This is a genomic window from Pedobacter ginsenosidimutans (assembly GCF_001442625.1).
GTDB lineage: Bacteria > Bacteroidota > Bacteroidia > Sphingobacteriales > Sphingobacteriaceae > Pedobacter > Pedobacter ginsenosidimutans.
Window position 1 is genome coordinate 1 of record NZ_LMZQ01000004.1, and the last position, 14,993, is coordinate 14,993.

At 35.3% G+C, this 14,993-nt stretch carries 11 protein-coding genes; 2 read left to right on the top strand and 9 right to left on the bottom strand.

The window, feature by feature from the left end:
- Positions 1-771: 771 nt before the first annotated feature.
- From ASU31_RS07085 to ASU31_RS07105, 5 genes are all read right to left on the bottom strand, one after another.
- Positions 772-1,611 (bottom strand): OmpA/MotB family protein, encoded by an 840-nt coding sequence (locus tag ASU31_RS07085; protein ID WP_057931683.1) that lies wholly within the window; start codon positions 1,609-1,611, stop codon positions 772-774.
- Between the two features lie 106 nt (positions 1,612-1,717).
- Positions 1,718-2,377, bottom strand: a complete 660-nt coding sequence (locus ASU31_RS07090; RefSeq protein WP_057931684.1) for a DUF2461 domain-containing protein — start codon at positions 2,375-2,377, stop codon at positions 1,718-1,720.
- A 92-nt stretch (positions 2,378-2,469) separates the two neighbouring features.
- Positions 2,470-2,868, bottom strand: a complete 399-nt coding sequence (locus ASU31_RS07095; RefSeq protein WP_057931685.1) for a hypothetical protein — start codon at positions 2,866-2,868, stop codon at positions 2,470-2,472.
- 4 nt (positions 2,869-2,872) lie between these two features.
- Positions 2,873-3,145, bottom strand: coding sequence for a hypothetical protein (locus ASU31_RS07100; RefSeq protein WP_057931686.1), 273 nt, complete (start codon positions 3,143-3,145; stop codon positions 2,873-2,875).
- Positions 3,146-3,290: 145 nt separating this feature from the next.
- On the bottom strand, positions 3,291-4,457 hold the full coding sequence (locus ASU31_RS07105) for a clostripain-related cysteine peptidase (protein ID WP_157257943.1): 1,167 nt from the start codon (positions 4,455-4,457) through the stop codon (positions 3,291-3,293).
- Positions 4,458-4,573: 116 nt separating this feature from the next.
- On the opposite strand from ASU31_RS07105, the gene ASU31_RS07110 reads away from it, so the two are divergent.
- The gene (locus ASU31_RS07110) at positions 4,574-5,605 is read left to right on the top strand and encodes a hypothetical protein (RefSeq protein ID WP_057931688.1); all 1,032 of its coding nucleotides are present in this window, start codon (positions 4,574-4,576) and stop codon (positions 5,603-5,605) included.
- A 54-nt stretch (positions 5,606-5,659) separates the two neighbouring features.
- Positions 5,660-6,250: a hypothetical protein gene (locus ASU31_RS07115; RefSeq protein WP_057931689.1), complete on the top strand. Its 591-nt coding sequence runs from the start codon at positions 5,660-5,662 to the stop codon at positions 6,248-6,250.
- Positions 6,251-6,953: 703 nt separating this feature from the next.
- Here ASU31_RS07115 and ASU31_RS07120 read toward each other — a convergent pair.
- Genes ASU31_RS07120 through ASU31_RS07135 form a run of 4 tightly spaced genes read right to left on the bottom strand, consistent with a single transcriptional unit; the run spans position 6,954 to position 14,784 of the window.
- A complete protein-coding gene (locus tag ASU31_RS07120) occupies positions 6,954-8,219 on the bottom strand; it encodes a DUF4302 domain-containing protein (protein WP_167346164.1) in 1,266 nt (421 codons plus the stop codon).
- A gap of 19 nt (positions 8,220-8,238) precedes the next feature.
- Positions 8,239-9,675: a zinc-binding metallopeptidase gene (locus ASU31_RS07125; RefSeq protein ID WP_057931691.1), complete on the bottom strand. Its 1,437-nt coding sequence runs from the start codon at positions 9,673-9,675 to the stop codon at positions 8,239-8,241.
- An 18-nt stretch (positions 9,676-9,693) separates the two neighbouring features.
- Complete coding sequence (locus tag ASU31_RS07130; RefSeq protein WP_057931692.1) at positions 9,694-11,163, bottom strand: RagB/SusD family nutrient uptake outer membrane protein; 1,470 nt, start codon at positions 11,161-11,163, stop codon at positions 9,694-9,696.
- A gap of 15 nt (positions 11,164-11,178) precedes the next feature.
- Positions 11,179-14,784, bottom strand: a complete 3,606-nt coding sequence (locus tag ASU31_RS07135) for a SusC/RagA family TonB-linked outer membrane protein (RefSeq protein ID WP_083505299.1) — start codon at positions 14,782-14,784, stop codon at positions 11,179-11,181.
- Positions 14,785-14,993 lie beyond the last annotated feature (209 nt).

Consider the following 14,993-nt stretch of genomic DNA (forward strand, 5'->3'; position numbering starts at 1 on the left):
AAAACAGTTTTTCATTTTCAGGATTGCAGGGTGCACAAACCTTTGTTCATAAACCCGATTGCAGCGAACATACCGATTCTTCATCGGTATAAAGCGTAAAGCGGGACTGCAAGCCTCCAAGAGCCACAAGCCACTCATTTCCTAAATCTAAAATGCTTTTGTATGGAGCGTAAGGCCAGTGCAAAACATTAAGCTTCTTCCCGTTTTACGCTTTTACGCTTCGCTTCCTCGTGCCTCGTTGCTGCAGGGTAACGCTGCAACCGGGGCTAAATGGCTAAAACAGTTTTTCATTTTCAGGATTGCAGGGTGCACAAACCTTTGTTCATAAACCCGATTGCAGCGAACATACCGATTCTTCATCGGTATAAAGCGTAAAGCGGGACTGCAAGCCTCCAAGAGCCACAAGCCACTCATTTCCTAAATCTAAAATGCTTTTGTATGGAGCGCAAGGCCAGTGCAAAACATTAAGCTTCTTCCCGTTTTACGCTTTTACGCTTCGCTTCCTCGTGCCTCGTTGCTGCAGGGTAACGCTGCAACCGGGGCTAAATAGCAAAAACAGTTTTTCATTTTCACGGTTGCAGTCTGCACAAACCCTTGTTCATAAACCCGATTGGAACGGATGCCGATTTTTCTTCAAAACTGGCAGGAGGGAAAGCGGGACCGAAGGCTGCCAAGAACTGCTGCACCTTCATTTTCTAACCATAAAGAAATTATCCTTAAAATGTCTTAAATGTCGGTTGGTGAGAACACCAACCGACAGCGTATTATATCTTATTTAATCAGGTTATAAAGTTCATCCAGCTTAGGTGAAAGTACAATCTCTATTCTTCGGTTTTTACTTCTTCCATCTGCATTTGCATTGGTACCTAATGGCTGGAATTCGCCCTTACCTGTAGCCGTCATCCTTACACTTTCTACCTTCTCATTCTCTGTTAAATAACGTACTACAGAGGTAGCCCTCAACACACTTAAATCCCAGTTATCTTTAATCTGTCCCAGGTTATTTATTTTCTGGTTATCGGTATGACCTTCAACAGCAATGTTTATCTCCGGTTGTTGTTTTAATACGTTGGCCAATTGGGTAAGGGCCTGTTTTCCTTTTTCATCAATAATAATACTTCCGGAAGGGAACAATAGCTTATCCGTTAGCGAAACATAAACCTTACCATTTTTAATCTCTACGGTTAAACCACTTTTGGTAAAGCCCAATAAAGCCTGCTGAAGTTTTTCTTTCAATGCATTGGTTGCCTCATCACGTTTACGCAAAACTTCTTCTACTTCCTTTAAACGTTTTTCGCGGGCAGCTAAATCTCCAGATAGTTTGGTAATTTCTGATGACGAATTATTTTTAAGCTTTTTATAGCTTGCATCCATTTCATTGTAATTTTTTTGCAGATCGCGAAGTTCTTCAGCCATTAAGGTCGTATCCTTTTTAAGCTTACCTACTTCTTTTTCTAAATTTTCGATTTTAATTAAGCCTTCGTTAAAAGCAGTATATAACGAATCTTTAGTACCCAATAAGGCTTTGTACTTTTTAGGCGAAAGAACAACACAAGAGCTAATTGAAGAGATAAACAAGAGAAGCGCAAATGCAAAAAAGGTATTTTTCATATTTATTGTCAAGATTTGAGTATCAAGTATCAGGAACTTTTATAGTTTGAACATTGACTATCGGTTATTGATTATTTTGGGTATTGTCATTAAAAATTAACAGTGATCATTGCTCAATGGCATTCCGTAAAAATGCAACTAATGGTTGTACTGTTTTAAAAGAACTTATCAACTTATTAACGAGGTTTGGTTTTAAAAATTCTTCATCTTCGATTTTTGTGGTGGCCTCGAAGCTTTTCAATTTTAAAAATTCGATATTTGGATCTGCAGGATCATAACCCTTGGGTGCATTTTTAAGTGCATTATCAAAACCCAGTTTAAAGTTTTTCTTAAAGGCTGCGTTGTTAATAATTTCTTTAAAATCGCCAATATTATAATCAATCTCTTGTCTGATCAATTTTAAATGAGGCGCATCTGGCATCCAGTATCCACCGGCAATAAAGCTTTTCCCTGGTTGGATATGCAGATAATAACCGGGCTCGTTTCCCCCTTTTTTGGTGGAGAACCATATGCCGAAGTTATTTTTATAAGGATCTTTATTTTTGCTGAAGCGCACATCACGATAAATGCGTAAAAGGCACTTCTTTGGATCCATCTCTGCCGAAAGCATTGGGTCTGCTTTGGCCAACTCTGGAATAATACTGGCTACAAGCTCGAGTACATTAGCCTTTGCATTTTCATAAACTTCTTTGTTGGCGGCAAACCATTCGCGGTTGTTATTCTCCGCTACATCTTTTATAAAACTAAGGGTCTCTTTTTTTAACATACAGGCATTGGGTTAACTGGTTAATCGGCTAATTGTTTAATCGCTGAATTTAACAATTAACCAGCTTATACGATTTAAACGATTAACCAATACTACTTATCATAATAGGGTTTATACTTAATGTTCGGCGATAAAACATGGAGCAGTATAATTCTCGAATAGCGATAGTTAAACGGATACAGGATAAAACAACCTGCAAAAATAACAATCAGATAAGGCCAGAAAGTTTCATCGGTAAGTGGGCCAAAAATTAAATAGGTGATGAAACTGGCAAAAAGCATTTCGATTACATTCATCGCATAACTTACGTACATAGCGGCATAAAAGTAGCCTGGTTCGATCTCTATACGTTGAGCGCAATGCCCACAGATTTCTTTGGTATGCTGAATGTTCCAGCCATACATACTGCCTGTAAAAATATCTCCCCTACGGCAATGCGGACACTTACAATGTACAATGGCGTAAAGTTTTGAGGTAGTTTGCTCAGACATACTTTTAATTTAAATTAAAAGGCTCCTTTTTCATATTAAGGTGCACATTCTTTTTGCGGTATTTTTTATACCATACCACACCAACAATAACGGCCATTAAATAAGGAAGAGATAAAAGATACAATACGCCTGTATTTAAGCCTGCTGTTTGTGTATTCCCGTTTTTAACACCTTGCTCGGCATTAATGGTACACATAGAACATTGGGCATTAACATTGGGGCTTACCGCGAATGTAAATACCAATACAAACAGGATAAAAATTGCTTTCTTCTTCATTCGTTACAAATATAAGCATAAAACGGTTGGAGGGGTTTAAAAATTATGTCATAAAAAAACCCTTGCTTTTTAGTGCAAGGGTTGGCTCACTGATATAGTTTATATTGGAGAAACTCACTTAAATTATTTTCGTGCAGCTATGCTACTATTTAAATAAACTTCCATATCCAGCATTGGTAAACCAACTTAACTGTCGGTAATAATCTATATTTTTATCCTTAACCAAAGGCAAATAAGTACTTAAGCCGCCAAATTGATCTATAGGATTATCCAAGAATCTTTCTGTGGCCCCCTTATAAATAACAGCTTTATTAAATTGCTGTTCAACGGGAGAATAATCACCAATGTTAAAATTTTTATGCAAAAAATCTAAAAAATCATATGCTGGCACAGGAGAGTTAATATCAAAACTCAGATTTTGAACTCCGGCGCGGTTATCATTAATATTTCTGGGTGGTACTAGATCTAATAATTTTTTCACAGCTGTAGCTAGATCATTTAATTCATCAGTCTTAATTAACGAAACCGAGGCCGATTGATAAATACCTGACCTGCTCTTATACGATTCTAAATATTGCTGACAAATTAATTTATAGGCATCTACGTTACCAAATAGCAAAGGTGTAATTTTATCATAGGGAAAACTATAAGAAAGTGTTTCAGTTGGCGATGCTATGATATATCCTGTATTATGCCTTAACTCATAAGCTACTTCTAGGCTGCCCATTGAGCAGGCATCAAAGAGAATAAATTTCAAGTCATCTGGCAAAACCCTTTTCAGGTCGATAACATCCATTACTTCCCCCCGATCGTATCCAAATGATTTTAATAATACTCTGCCACCATACAAGATTGGTCGTACAGGTGCATTCTTTTGAGGGGGAAACCAGGAGCTACCGTGCGACCATAAAACTAAACCAAAAGAATGCGACGGATAATCCTTTTTAGTATCTATTATAACTTTTTTTAAAAAATCGGGATTAGAGGTATTTTCGTTTCCATACGTTTTAACCGTATCACTTACAATATCATTTGTTTTATCATATTTTATCTTCAAAAGATCTGACCGATATCCAGATGTTTTTATAAGTACAAATAAGTCACCATCTAGGTCTTTTGCAGACATTTCCATTTCATTTATACTATTGATAGCAGCATTTCTTAGATTATTATTCGCTGCCATATAAATAAGCACAGTGTTGCTAGCAATTTTTATATTCCCAGAAGGTATATCTTTTCGACATCCAATTAAAATTATAGCGCATAAAATAAATATTATTTTACATACTTTATATGAAAATTTTATTATCACTTATAGTAGTTTAAATTTGTATTATAATTTATTGATTTATAAGTAAAAATACGAATAAAAATTTTACATTGAAACAATATTGTTATATTCGCTTTAAATATTTAAAAATAAAATTTATGAAAAAAAATCTATTAATGCTCTTCATTGTATTATTAACGATGAACTCATGTAAAAAATCAACCGCTCCAGAGCCGGGAGACAAACCGCAAACAGTCGCGAAAGACGTAAGAAACTTTGCTAATTTTTTAGAAAAATTACGTATATCAAATAACACAAAAGGTATACTTCTAAAAAATGAAAACCTTGAGCAAGGAGAACCAATACTATCGTTAGGAGCAGATCAATATCTTGAAACTTTAGACCCATCCGCTCAATTGCAATATTCCGAAATGCAAAACTTAACTGAGCAAATTGTTCCACCATTAACTTTAGATAACGAAGTAGATGAAAATTTAACTACAGCTCAAGCGCTTATTGAAGCAAAAGCAAATGTGGCTTCAGTTTTAAATATTCAAAACTTCACTGCACAGGCAGAAAATCAGGATATTGCTTTATCTGCAAATCTAGACGAATTGTCATCAAGTATAACAAACATTGCTAATGATGAATTAGAAACTGCTTTAAATACAGATGAATCAACAATTGTTAATGAAGAAGCTGCGGTGGAGGAAGTAACAACGAGGCTAAACAATAGAATTCAGACCTGTATTAATAATCATGTCCAAACCTCAAATTACAACCTTGGTTTGACATCTACTCAAAGAACTAGAATTGCCGTAAGCTCGCTATATGCGCTAGAAACATTACAAACGCCACAATTATTGGAAGAAGTAAGCATCGCAGTAAATAATTCTTTGGATGAAGCTTTGGTTTTAGCAACGGTTTCTGTTCGTGATCAGGTTCTAACTAAAGGTTTTTTTAGTAAAATCGGGAATTTCTTTAAAAAGGTTGTAAAAGTTGTAGCCGTAGTTGCATGGAGTGTAGTATCAATTGTTGGAGTAACAGTATTGGCCTATCTAGCAGGAGAAAGCAATGGTGGTCCAAACTATAACCCAAATAACGATCCAACTGTAATTGGAGCTTTTATTGCTGGCGTAAGTTACGTAGCTAAAAATTCCAAAAAATGGTGGAGATGGGCGCTTAGATAAAAGGCTCTTTATTCATAAACGCTATAACTTCATTTAAATCTCCAATTAAAATAAATGAGAATATTATTTAAAAGATTGATCTTTATTAGCGCGCTCTTTACGTTTAACAATGTTTATTCACAAGAAGCTAAAAAAGATTGGAACAGGCCTAGTTGGAGTATATCTTACAAATTTGGTATAGCAGATGGAACTACAAATGATTATTTTAATAATATTCACATTGTAGAGTTGAAAAAATCTTTTAATATTTCTAAACCAATTTCGCTAAATATATTAGGAGGCTATACACATTCAAGTGGCCTGAAAGGTTCAAATATTAATATTGTTTCGTTAGGAGGGGGTATTTCATTATACCCCATCTATTTAGTAAGTCTCATTTTTAGTGAATCTTATGACATTAAGAATGATAACATATATGTGGATTTTGGACTACAGGCTTTATTAAATAAAAATGATTTTGATCTTATTTATTCATTGGAAGCTAATGTATACAGATTTAAATTCAAAAATAATCAAAGTTTATCGCCAAAACTGGCTTATAATATTATTATGTCAGATAAAGAGATTAATCCAAATCCAATCTATAAGGATTTAAAATATAATATGCTTGGATTTTATTCTATAGGTATTGCATATAGCTTTTAGCATTACACAAAGTTTTCAAGAGCCTGCATCATATAATGATCAGGCTCTTTTTTTAACCTTACCACCAATAAAACCACCATTAACTGATTTCAATAGGAAAGTTGTCATTTCAAAATCTTCCTTTGTTTTTTGGAGTAAGTAAGGCCTACACGAATTTCCGAGGAATCAATCTTCTATTCTAGTTGGTGCTACCATAAAGATGGCACATCCAATGAAAAAGTGGCTTAGCAAAGATTGATCCTACAAACCTATCATTTCCTTAAACACTTTGTCATTTATATTGATTTATGAAACAAATAACCTTGAAAAGAAGTTTTCAGATTTATAAGCACATAAATTGAGCAATTAATGTCGTATATAATTTTTAGAAAAAGAAGGAGATATGCCATAAAAGCATCATAAAACTAGCTGCCATCGTTACTAATCAATGAACAAAACAAACTCTCGGGGATCCAAAGATAATTTACAGTACGCAATACCCGATCCAGAATTCACAAATTACTTATATAATGAAAATGCATTAATGATGATAAATTAAGCTTTTGAATGATCGTATTAAAAGCAAGAACTAAGTACAAACCATTGAGTATACTTACATAAAGCAATGTTTTGGTTAGAGGTATTACTTCCTAAGTAGGTCAATTTTATATTAAAAAACCCCCACTTTTGAGGGTGAGGGTTCGGAGAGAGGTGTTATTAGTACTTATTCAAATGTGATCCAGCTCCTTGCATCTGCAACAGCTACCATATCGTATACCTTAGTATCAGTTTGTATAACATAAAAACCACCCTGTTTCAGAAAATTATTAGTTGTATTAGTGATAATAGGTCGTATAGCAACTGGTGCAGTACCATAACTACCATCTTGTACATAAGAAATCTTTCCATCAACGCTTACCGTTGGTATTATAGCAGGCCCATAGGCTCCATAAGCTGTACCTAACCAAAACCTAACAGCCCCATAGTTTTGTCCTGTAATTTTTGGATAATAATCAATAGAAAAGAAATTAGGAATTGTTCTTACTCCATAGGCATCAATTACGCCATCAACAGTAAACCCGGTATAACATTCACTATAGGTTCCATAAACAGGGTTAGCTAAAAATCTAGCTGCAACGGTAACATCATATTTTAATGGTGCAATTGCTTCTTTTATTTGCAGTGCCGCACCACTATTTGTACTTGCATTAATAAATCCTGTGGCTGCATCAAATGAAACCCCATTTAAACTAGTTATAGTTGATGTTCCGATAACTAATGGTTCAAATAAAATTAATGAACTACCAGAAACAAAATAATTACTTTTAACGGTTTTTAAAACTCCCGCATCAATATAACTAAATCCAAGAACTCTCCCATTCGGTTCTAATCTTACCTCGCAATCTAAATCACCTACCCTAGCACGTTTAAAATAGGTTCTTAGCCTTGATAAGGTTGCCTCCATATTATCAGGTGCTTCAAATGCCGAAGAATTATCTGTAACAGATTTTGAACGTACCAAAACCAATTTACTTTTATTAAAAGTTCCCTCGAGCTTTATGGTATCAGCACTTGCAGAAAGAAAGGCAAACTCAAAATCAGAATAGAAGCCTTCACCTGTTTCTCCGCCAAATTTACTCGGTGTTGGATCTGCAATAAGGTGTAAGGTTGAATACGTATCAAATAACAATGTTGGTCTTTGTAATGCTTTTAAACGATATGAGCTTTCACTTGGTGTTGTAGCATAATCTGCAGACATTGTAGTTCTGTTTTTATCGGTAAAGCTGAACAAGAAGGTGGCTGTAACTTTAGAATCTGTTAACAAGTATCCTTTCCAGCCAAATTGTGCTCCAGCCAACTGAGTTTGATATGCCTTTAGTGTTTCAGATAAACGGTCATCAACATTGCCAAGTATTGGCTCTGTTTTGTCTTTTTTACAAGAGCCTAAGGCCAGTGCAAATAAGAATAAATATAATAAATGCTTTTTCATCATTTTAATTTTAGATAATTTACAATGTGCCAAATAAGTAAGAAGTTGCGTCTGCGGTTTTTACAAGCCCACCAAATATACTTTTCGATTGAGGCACGATATCATCAACCCAACGAACGTTAAATTGTTGATTATTAAAATAAGTCAATAATGTTGGTATGCTGGCCTCGATTGCCCTAGCATTTGCATTTGTTGGTTGTGGATTTGTATACGTTAAGGTAAGTACACCATTAACATTGGTGGTAGTGTAGTTAAAATCAGCAACAAAACCAGCACTTAACGCAGCAGTTGGATCCATAAAATTCACTCTCAAAATCATTCTGTTTGCCGTAGTAAAAATTAATGAAATATTATCAATGTAAAGTCCCATGCCATTTTGCATACCGGTATTGGCCGTATTATAAGCTGTTAAGAATTTAGCTGACAAACCTGTCAATTTTTGAGGGTTTACGGTAATTGTACCATAAGTTTTTCCTGGGCCTAATAAGCTATTAAAATCTGCGGTTGGAGATTGTGCTTCAATTGCGGCCTGTGTTCTAGTCTGTAAATCAGCCAAATCTATCCCCCAACTATCTTTCATATAAGAAATTACGATAGCTTTTTTTCTTAGCAACTTAGATCTGGCATCGGTGTTTTGTTCATAAACACCTTTACCATTCCTTTTAATATACAAACCGTCGTAAACAAAAAGATTGTTGATAATATTATCAAAATTGGCAGCGCCACCTTCCAGTAATGTTGATAGCGTCTCAACAAAATCATCGTCTTTATTTGATCTTGAATATGGTGTTACAAAGCCCTTACCCCAGAAATCATTTTCATACAGTATTTTATCTAGTGCAGCTGTAGATGAATAAGCACCTCTAAAAATATTAAACCATGTAGCAGTATAATCTGACGGTGTTATTCTTTGATAATCAGGTGTTACAGCAATGTTCTGATTTAAAATATGCCCAAACTCATGGTGCATAGTATGTAAAATTTGTTTAACCGCAGGTTTATTTGCAGGATTAAAAGTGTTTAAATCAAGTAATACAATTTTTCTGCCTGCTTCCGCTGTTCCCAAAGTGATTGTCCCATTACTATTGTAAGATGGACTTCCCGCTAAATAAAACTGTTTTTGCGTATAAGTTTTCATAAAGTTTGCGCCTTTTACAGCAACATAAGGATCAATCCAGGTTTTCTTTATGATATCCATTATAGGCACTACTAACTCCTCTTTAACTGGAACAACATTTTTATAGATTTCACCTAATTCAGACCGATCCCATTTATACTTAACTTCTATATTATATGGAGTTGTATAATTTGTACTGATCCACTCATCTACTGGGCCCTTTGTCCAGGTATCTCCTCCAAGGCCAACCAGGTTGGCACTTAAATCGTCTTTTTTGCTACATCCTGCTAAAAAGATTGTTGCCAAAGCAACTATGGATAATAATAATTTCTTTTTCATAATATTCTTATATTATAACTAACGCGGATTAGCAGTCAAACCAGCCGCTATCGCATCTTGTGGAATTTGAATTAATCTTTTTGGATCATTTACACCCAGGGAAATTGTAGTCTGACCATTTGCCGACACATGTGATATTGGAATTTTTAATCTTACAATATCTAGCCACCTTAAACCCTCATGCATATATTCTTGGCGTTTAAAATTCAGAACAGTTCCTACTAACGCATCTTTTACGGTTAACGTTGGGAAGAATGACGTTGCTTTAGTTTCGGTGAATTTGTCAGCCGTAGCAGAATAACCAACAATTCGTTTTGATAAATAAATATCAAGATCAGCAATTGCTTGACTATTATTACCTAACATGATATTTGCCTCTGCCCTGTTAAATAATACTTCTTCTGCCGTTAATAAAGGCACCATGTTATAAGCATCTCCAAAATTGGCGCTGATGGTTTGTTTTACAAAATGTTCTCTAAATTTTGGAATATTATAAACGGTTTCATTACCTCCAAAGATTTTAGTTGTCATGGCTAAGGCTTTTCCAGTTGGGTTATTACCTGCATTAAAAACCGTTGCTCTTACACCAGAACTTAATCCAAAATTGTAGCCGGCATAGTTTCTCCCCCAATAAGAATTAGCCTCTTGCAACAATAAATTTGATGGTTCCGTAGAATTCGTATATAGCGCTTGTAATTCATAATATCCTAATACATTATAGGTAGTATTCCATGCTCTCAAATTGTCTGCAATCGTCGTTCCTGGAAAAACCGCATTTGCATGGTCAATTACCTTTTGGTAATCTTTCTTAAATAAATAAAACCGGGTCGCAAATGCATGAGCTGCTTGTGTAGTAAAGTGATACTTAGGAACTCTATATGAATTGTTTTTAATTAGAGGTAAGCCCTCCAATAAATCCTTTTCTATATTTGCATAAACGCCAGCAACAGTTCCCCTTGTGTAATTACCTTCAACTATTTTCTGTGGCAATGTTACATATGGAATTCCAGGATCAGACGCTGCAGTTGCTGGATCGTAGGCTTTAGCAAAAAAGGTTACTAACATGAAATGCACGTACGCCCTTGCAACTAATGCCTCTCCTCTACTTGCAGAGTATTCTGCAGTATTGCCAGCCTTATCAATTGCCTCCAATGCATAATTTGCCGCAGCAATAGCTTTATAACAAGAATTCCAATAAAATGGCGGCGTGTCTTCCGATGTAGCATCTATCTGATCTATATAATTCCATGGAGAAGAATTTGGTAAATCTCTACCTGTTGTACCCTTATCACCAGCATTATCACTCATTGCCTCTGCAAAGGCAAGATAATTGCCGTGTGGATATGCGTTTGCTAATAATTCTGCTACTTTAACAGAGCTGTTTAACTCAGTTCGATCATCTGGTTGATGCTCCAAAAATTTCTTACAGCTCGAAGATAGCAGCAAGCTTGAGCATACGATATATATGAATATTTTATTCTTTTTCATTTCTTTTCAATTTAATTAGAATCCAACTTTTAGAGAAAGCGTATACTGTTTTGGAATTGGTAACGCTACACCACCTGAGGCAAAAAATTCCGGATCCTGTCCTTTAAGTTTTTTATCAGAATAAATCAACCAAAAATTATTTGCCACTGCACTTATTGATGCATTGTTTGCGCCAATAGTTTTTAGGATTCTTGCAGGCAATGCGTACGACAGCGATAATTGTTTTAAACGAATAAAACTTCCATCTGCCACCCTGGCTGTTGAGTAGTTATAAGTATTATAAGGATACGTTCCGTCAATATTAGCTGCTGCTTCAACATCAAGAATAGATGGGATGTTTGTTTTCAATTCATCGCCTGGTAATGTCCATCTATCTTTAAACTCATTAGGCAAGGCATCTAAATCTGAATAAGAAGTGGCAAATACAGGGTTTAGCCTAATTTTATTTCCTGCAGAGAAAGTAAATAAAGAGCCAAAAGTAAATCCTTTATAACTTACACTATTGTAAAAACCACCTGTCAATTTTGGGTCTGTTGGACCTTCATACTTTAAGTATTTAGTTTCAAGGCTCTGCATATAAACATCACCACTTTTCTCACCCTTTTCATTGATAAATTCAGGAATTCCCGTATCATGATTTAAACCTGTAAAATCTACAGAGTACAACCCCCTGTATGGAAAGCCTTGCAGTGGTCCACCATCTGCAGTTACCAAACTGAATATACTTTGAGGGCTTGAAAGTTTAGTAACCTTGTTTTTGTTATAGCCAAAGTTAAAATTACTTCTCCAGCTCCATTCAGCAGTTTTAATAATTGGCCCACTTAATGTTACCTCGATACCTTTAGTATTCATATCAGCATAATTCGCAGTAGTTAAATACTGCCCGCCAATTCCTGAAGTTCTTAATGGACTGATTAAATCGAACCCGTTCCTGTTATATAAATCAACAGTTATATTTAACTTATCTTTAAAAAAGCCCAGATCAAGACCAATGTTAGTCTCATATTGTTTTTCCCATGTTAAATCTCGGTTCTCAATATATTCGATATTCATAACAGATTCAGTTTCATTCGTATACGGCCTTAAAGAACTTCCATTCCTTAAAACTAATGCCGAGTTGGTAGCGCTACCCAAACTTGCTGTTAAACCATATGTCGCTCTAATGGTAGCACGGTTTAGGATCTTCATCAGTCTTTCATTTTCGAAAAACTTCTCTCTATCTATATTCCAGGCACCAGAAATATTCCAGGTAGGTAACCACCTAGCAGTAGCTGAACTTCCCAACTGATTTGAACCATCATATCTACCAGTAGCATTAAATGAATATTTACCATCGTAAGAATAGGCCGCCCTTGTCATAAATGCGGCGAAACGATCGTATCTATGATTCATTGAATAATAATTCAAATTATTCAATGTAGCCTGTTTCACAATATTTGGATCAATAAATGGAACTCCGCCTTTATCGTATTGATAACCATAACCGATCATGCTCTTGGTTTGGCGATCAGCCATTCTCATTTCCTGAAAAGCATAAACATTAATTAAGTGCTTCTCATCGATGGTGTTATCATACTCTATAGAGTTCCTAACCATATACGATTTAAGAAAATCATCAGTTGTATTATAAAAGCCACCATAAGGAAGCACAACAACAGGTTGTAATTCTGGATGTTCGGGATCACGGAACAAGAATCGATTATTATCTTGAATATAAGAATCACCATTCGCTCTATAGGCATTTGCCATATTAGAATTTTCTTTTACTTTATGTTCATTGCCACTTTTTACATATCGCATCGATGCTAAGAAATCGTACTTAAAGTGCTTCACAAACTTATAGCCCAAACCACCTTGGAGTTTAAAATCCAACATACTTAAGTCCAACGAATTATTATCCAGCTCATTCAGAATATTAAAATTGGCAAAGTTTCTTGTAAAGTTTTCCCTGTTCCCGTTTTGGTCAAATGCAGTTAAAGTTCTACTTGTATTTAATGCATAACTAAAAGGATTAATATCAAAATCTCTAGAGTATGTTCCTTCAACAGGGTTACTAACACGGCCCACAGTGCCAGGAGCCTTTTGGTTACGGATTGATCCTGTAGTAATAAAATTAACTGAAAGTTTATCTGAAAGATTAAATACAGCGTTAACATTTGCAGTATAACGTTCTACATCATTTCCAATAGCCCAACCATTATCGTTTAAATAACTGGTTGAAAAATACAGCTGAGATTTTTCAGTTCCTGATGAAACACTAATGGCGTGCTCTTGCATTAAAGAGTTTTTGAAAAGTACATCAAACCAATCTGTATTTGCAGTTGCATAGCGAGATAAGAATGAATTTCTTGCTTCAGGGGTATTTGCTAAAGCAAATGTACCAGAACTTGCATCGTATGTATTAATTAATTGATACATTTTGGTAAAAACACCTCCGTCTGCAGCTCTCGAAGCACTAGAATGATTTAACCATCCTTTGCGTGCCAATTCTGAATAAACAGACATTTGATCAGAAGAATTCATAATGTTATAACTGTCATACGTAGGCTTTAAATAGGTAGAAAAATTACCTGTATAAGAGATTAACGGTTTACCAATACGTCCTTTCTTTGTTGTTATAACCACAACACCGTTCATTGCGCGTGCACCATATTGTGCAGTCGCAGCCGCATCTTTTAAGATATTGAATGATTCAATATCGTCTGCGTTTATACCAGCTACAGAGGATCCAATCAACGTACTTACATCTCCTGATGATAACTGTTCATTGGAGATATTAACAACATCCTCCAAAATCACACCATCAACCACCCATAATGGTTTATTATCTCCAGTAATTGAGGTTGCACCGCGAACACGGATTTTTGGTGCCGCTCCAAAAGTACCAGAAACATTTTGTACTGAAACCCCAGCTACACGACCTTCGAGCATACGACTTACGTCCGTAATACCATCTTGTTTAACATCAGCTCCTTTTAGTGCTGTGGCAGCTCCGGTAAATAATTTCTTATTTAAATTCTGATAACCTGTTGAAATAATATTTACATCTTTAAGTTCATTTGCATCTTCTTCTAATACTACATTTATAGAAGTTTTAGATCCAACTTCAACCTCTATTGTTCTATATCCAATAAAGCTAAAAACTAATGTGGCTCCTTCTTTTACTGAGATAGAATAATCACCAGAACTACTTGTTGATACAGCGTTCGCAGCGCCTTTTTCTCTTACACTTACACCTGGAAGTACTGCGCCATTTTTATCTTTAACTTTTCCGGTTACTTTAACAGCAATAAAATAGCCTAATACTTTATCAAAAACCGACTTTTCCTTTAATTTGATCAGAATAGTCCTGTCTTCTACTGTATAGGTTAGCTCTCTACCTGAAACAATTTTGTTCATTACCTCTTCTACCGTAGAATTATTAAAATCTACATTTAAAGTAGTTGAGGTTTTAATTTTATTGGTCGATAAAAGAACGTCATAACCAGATTGTTTTCTGATCTCTCTAAAAACCTTTTCGAATGTTACATTTTTTTCTTTCAACGTAACCAGCTGGCCAAATGAAGCTGCACTAACCTGCACGAGCGAAGCAAGCATTATGACCGTAATTAACTTCATCATTCGTAAAAATTTAGGTATGTAGCCTGGAGGCGTACATAAATTTTTAATATAAATTTTGTACATTTATTAGTCTGTTTTTGTGCGAAGCGCAATTAAGTTTAGACGCCAAATAGCGTTTCGCGGTTAATCCAAGAAATAATTAATTAATCGGCTCCGGTATACCGGAACGAACGAACAGATAAACAGAAGGGGTGTTAGTAGCACTCCTT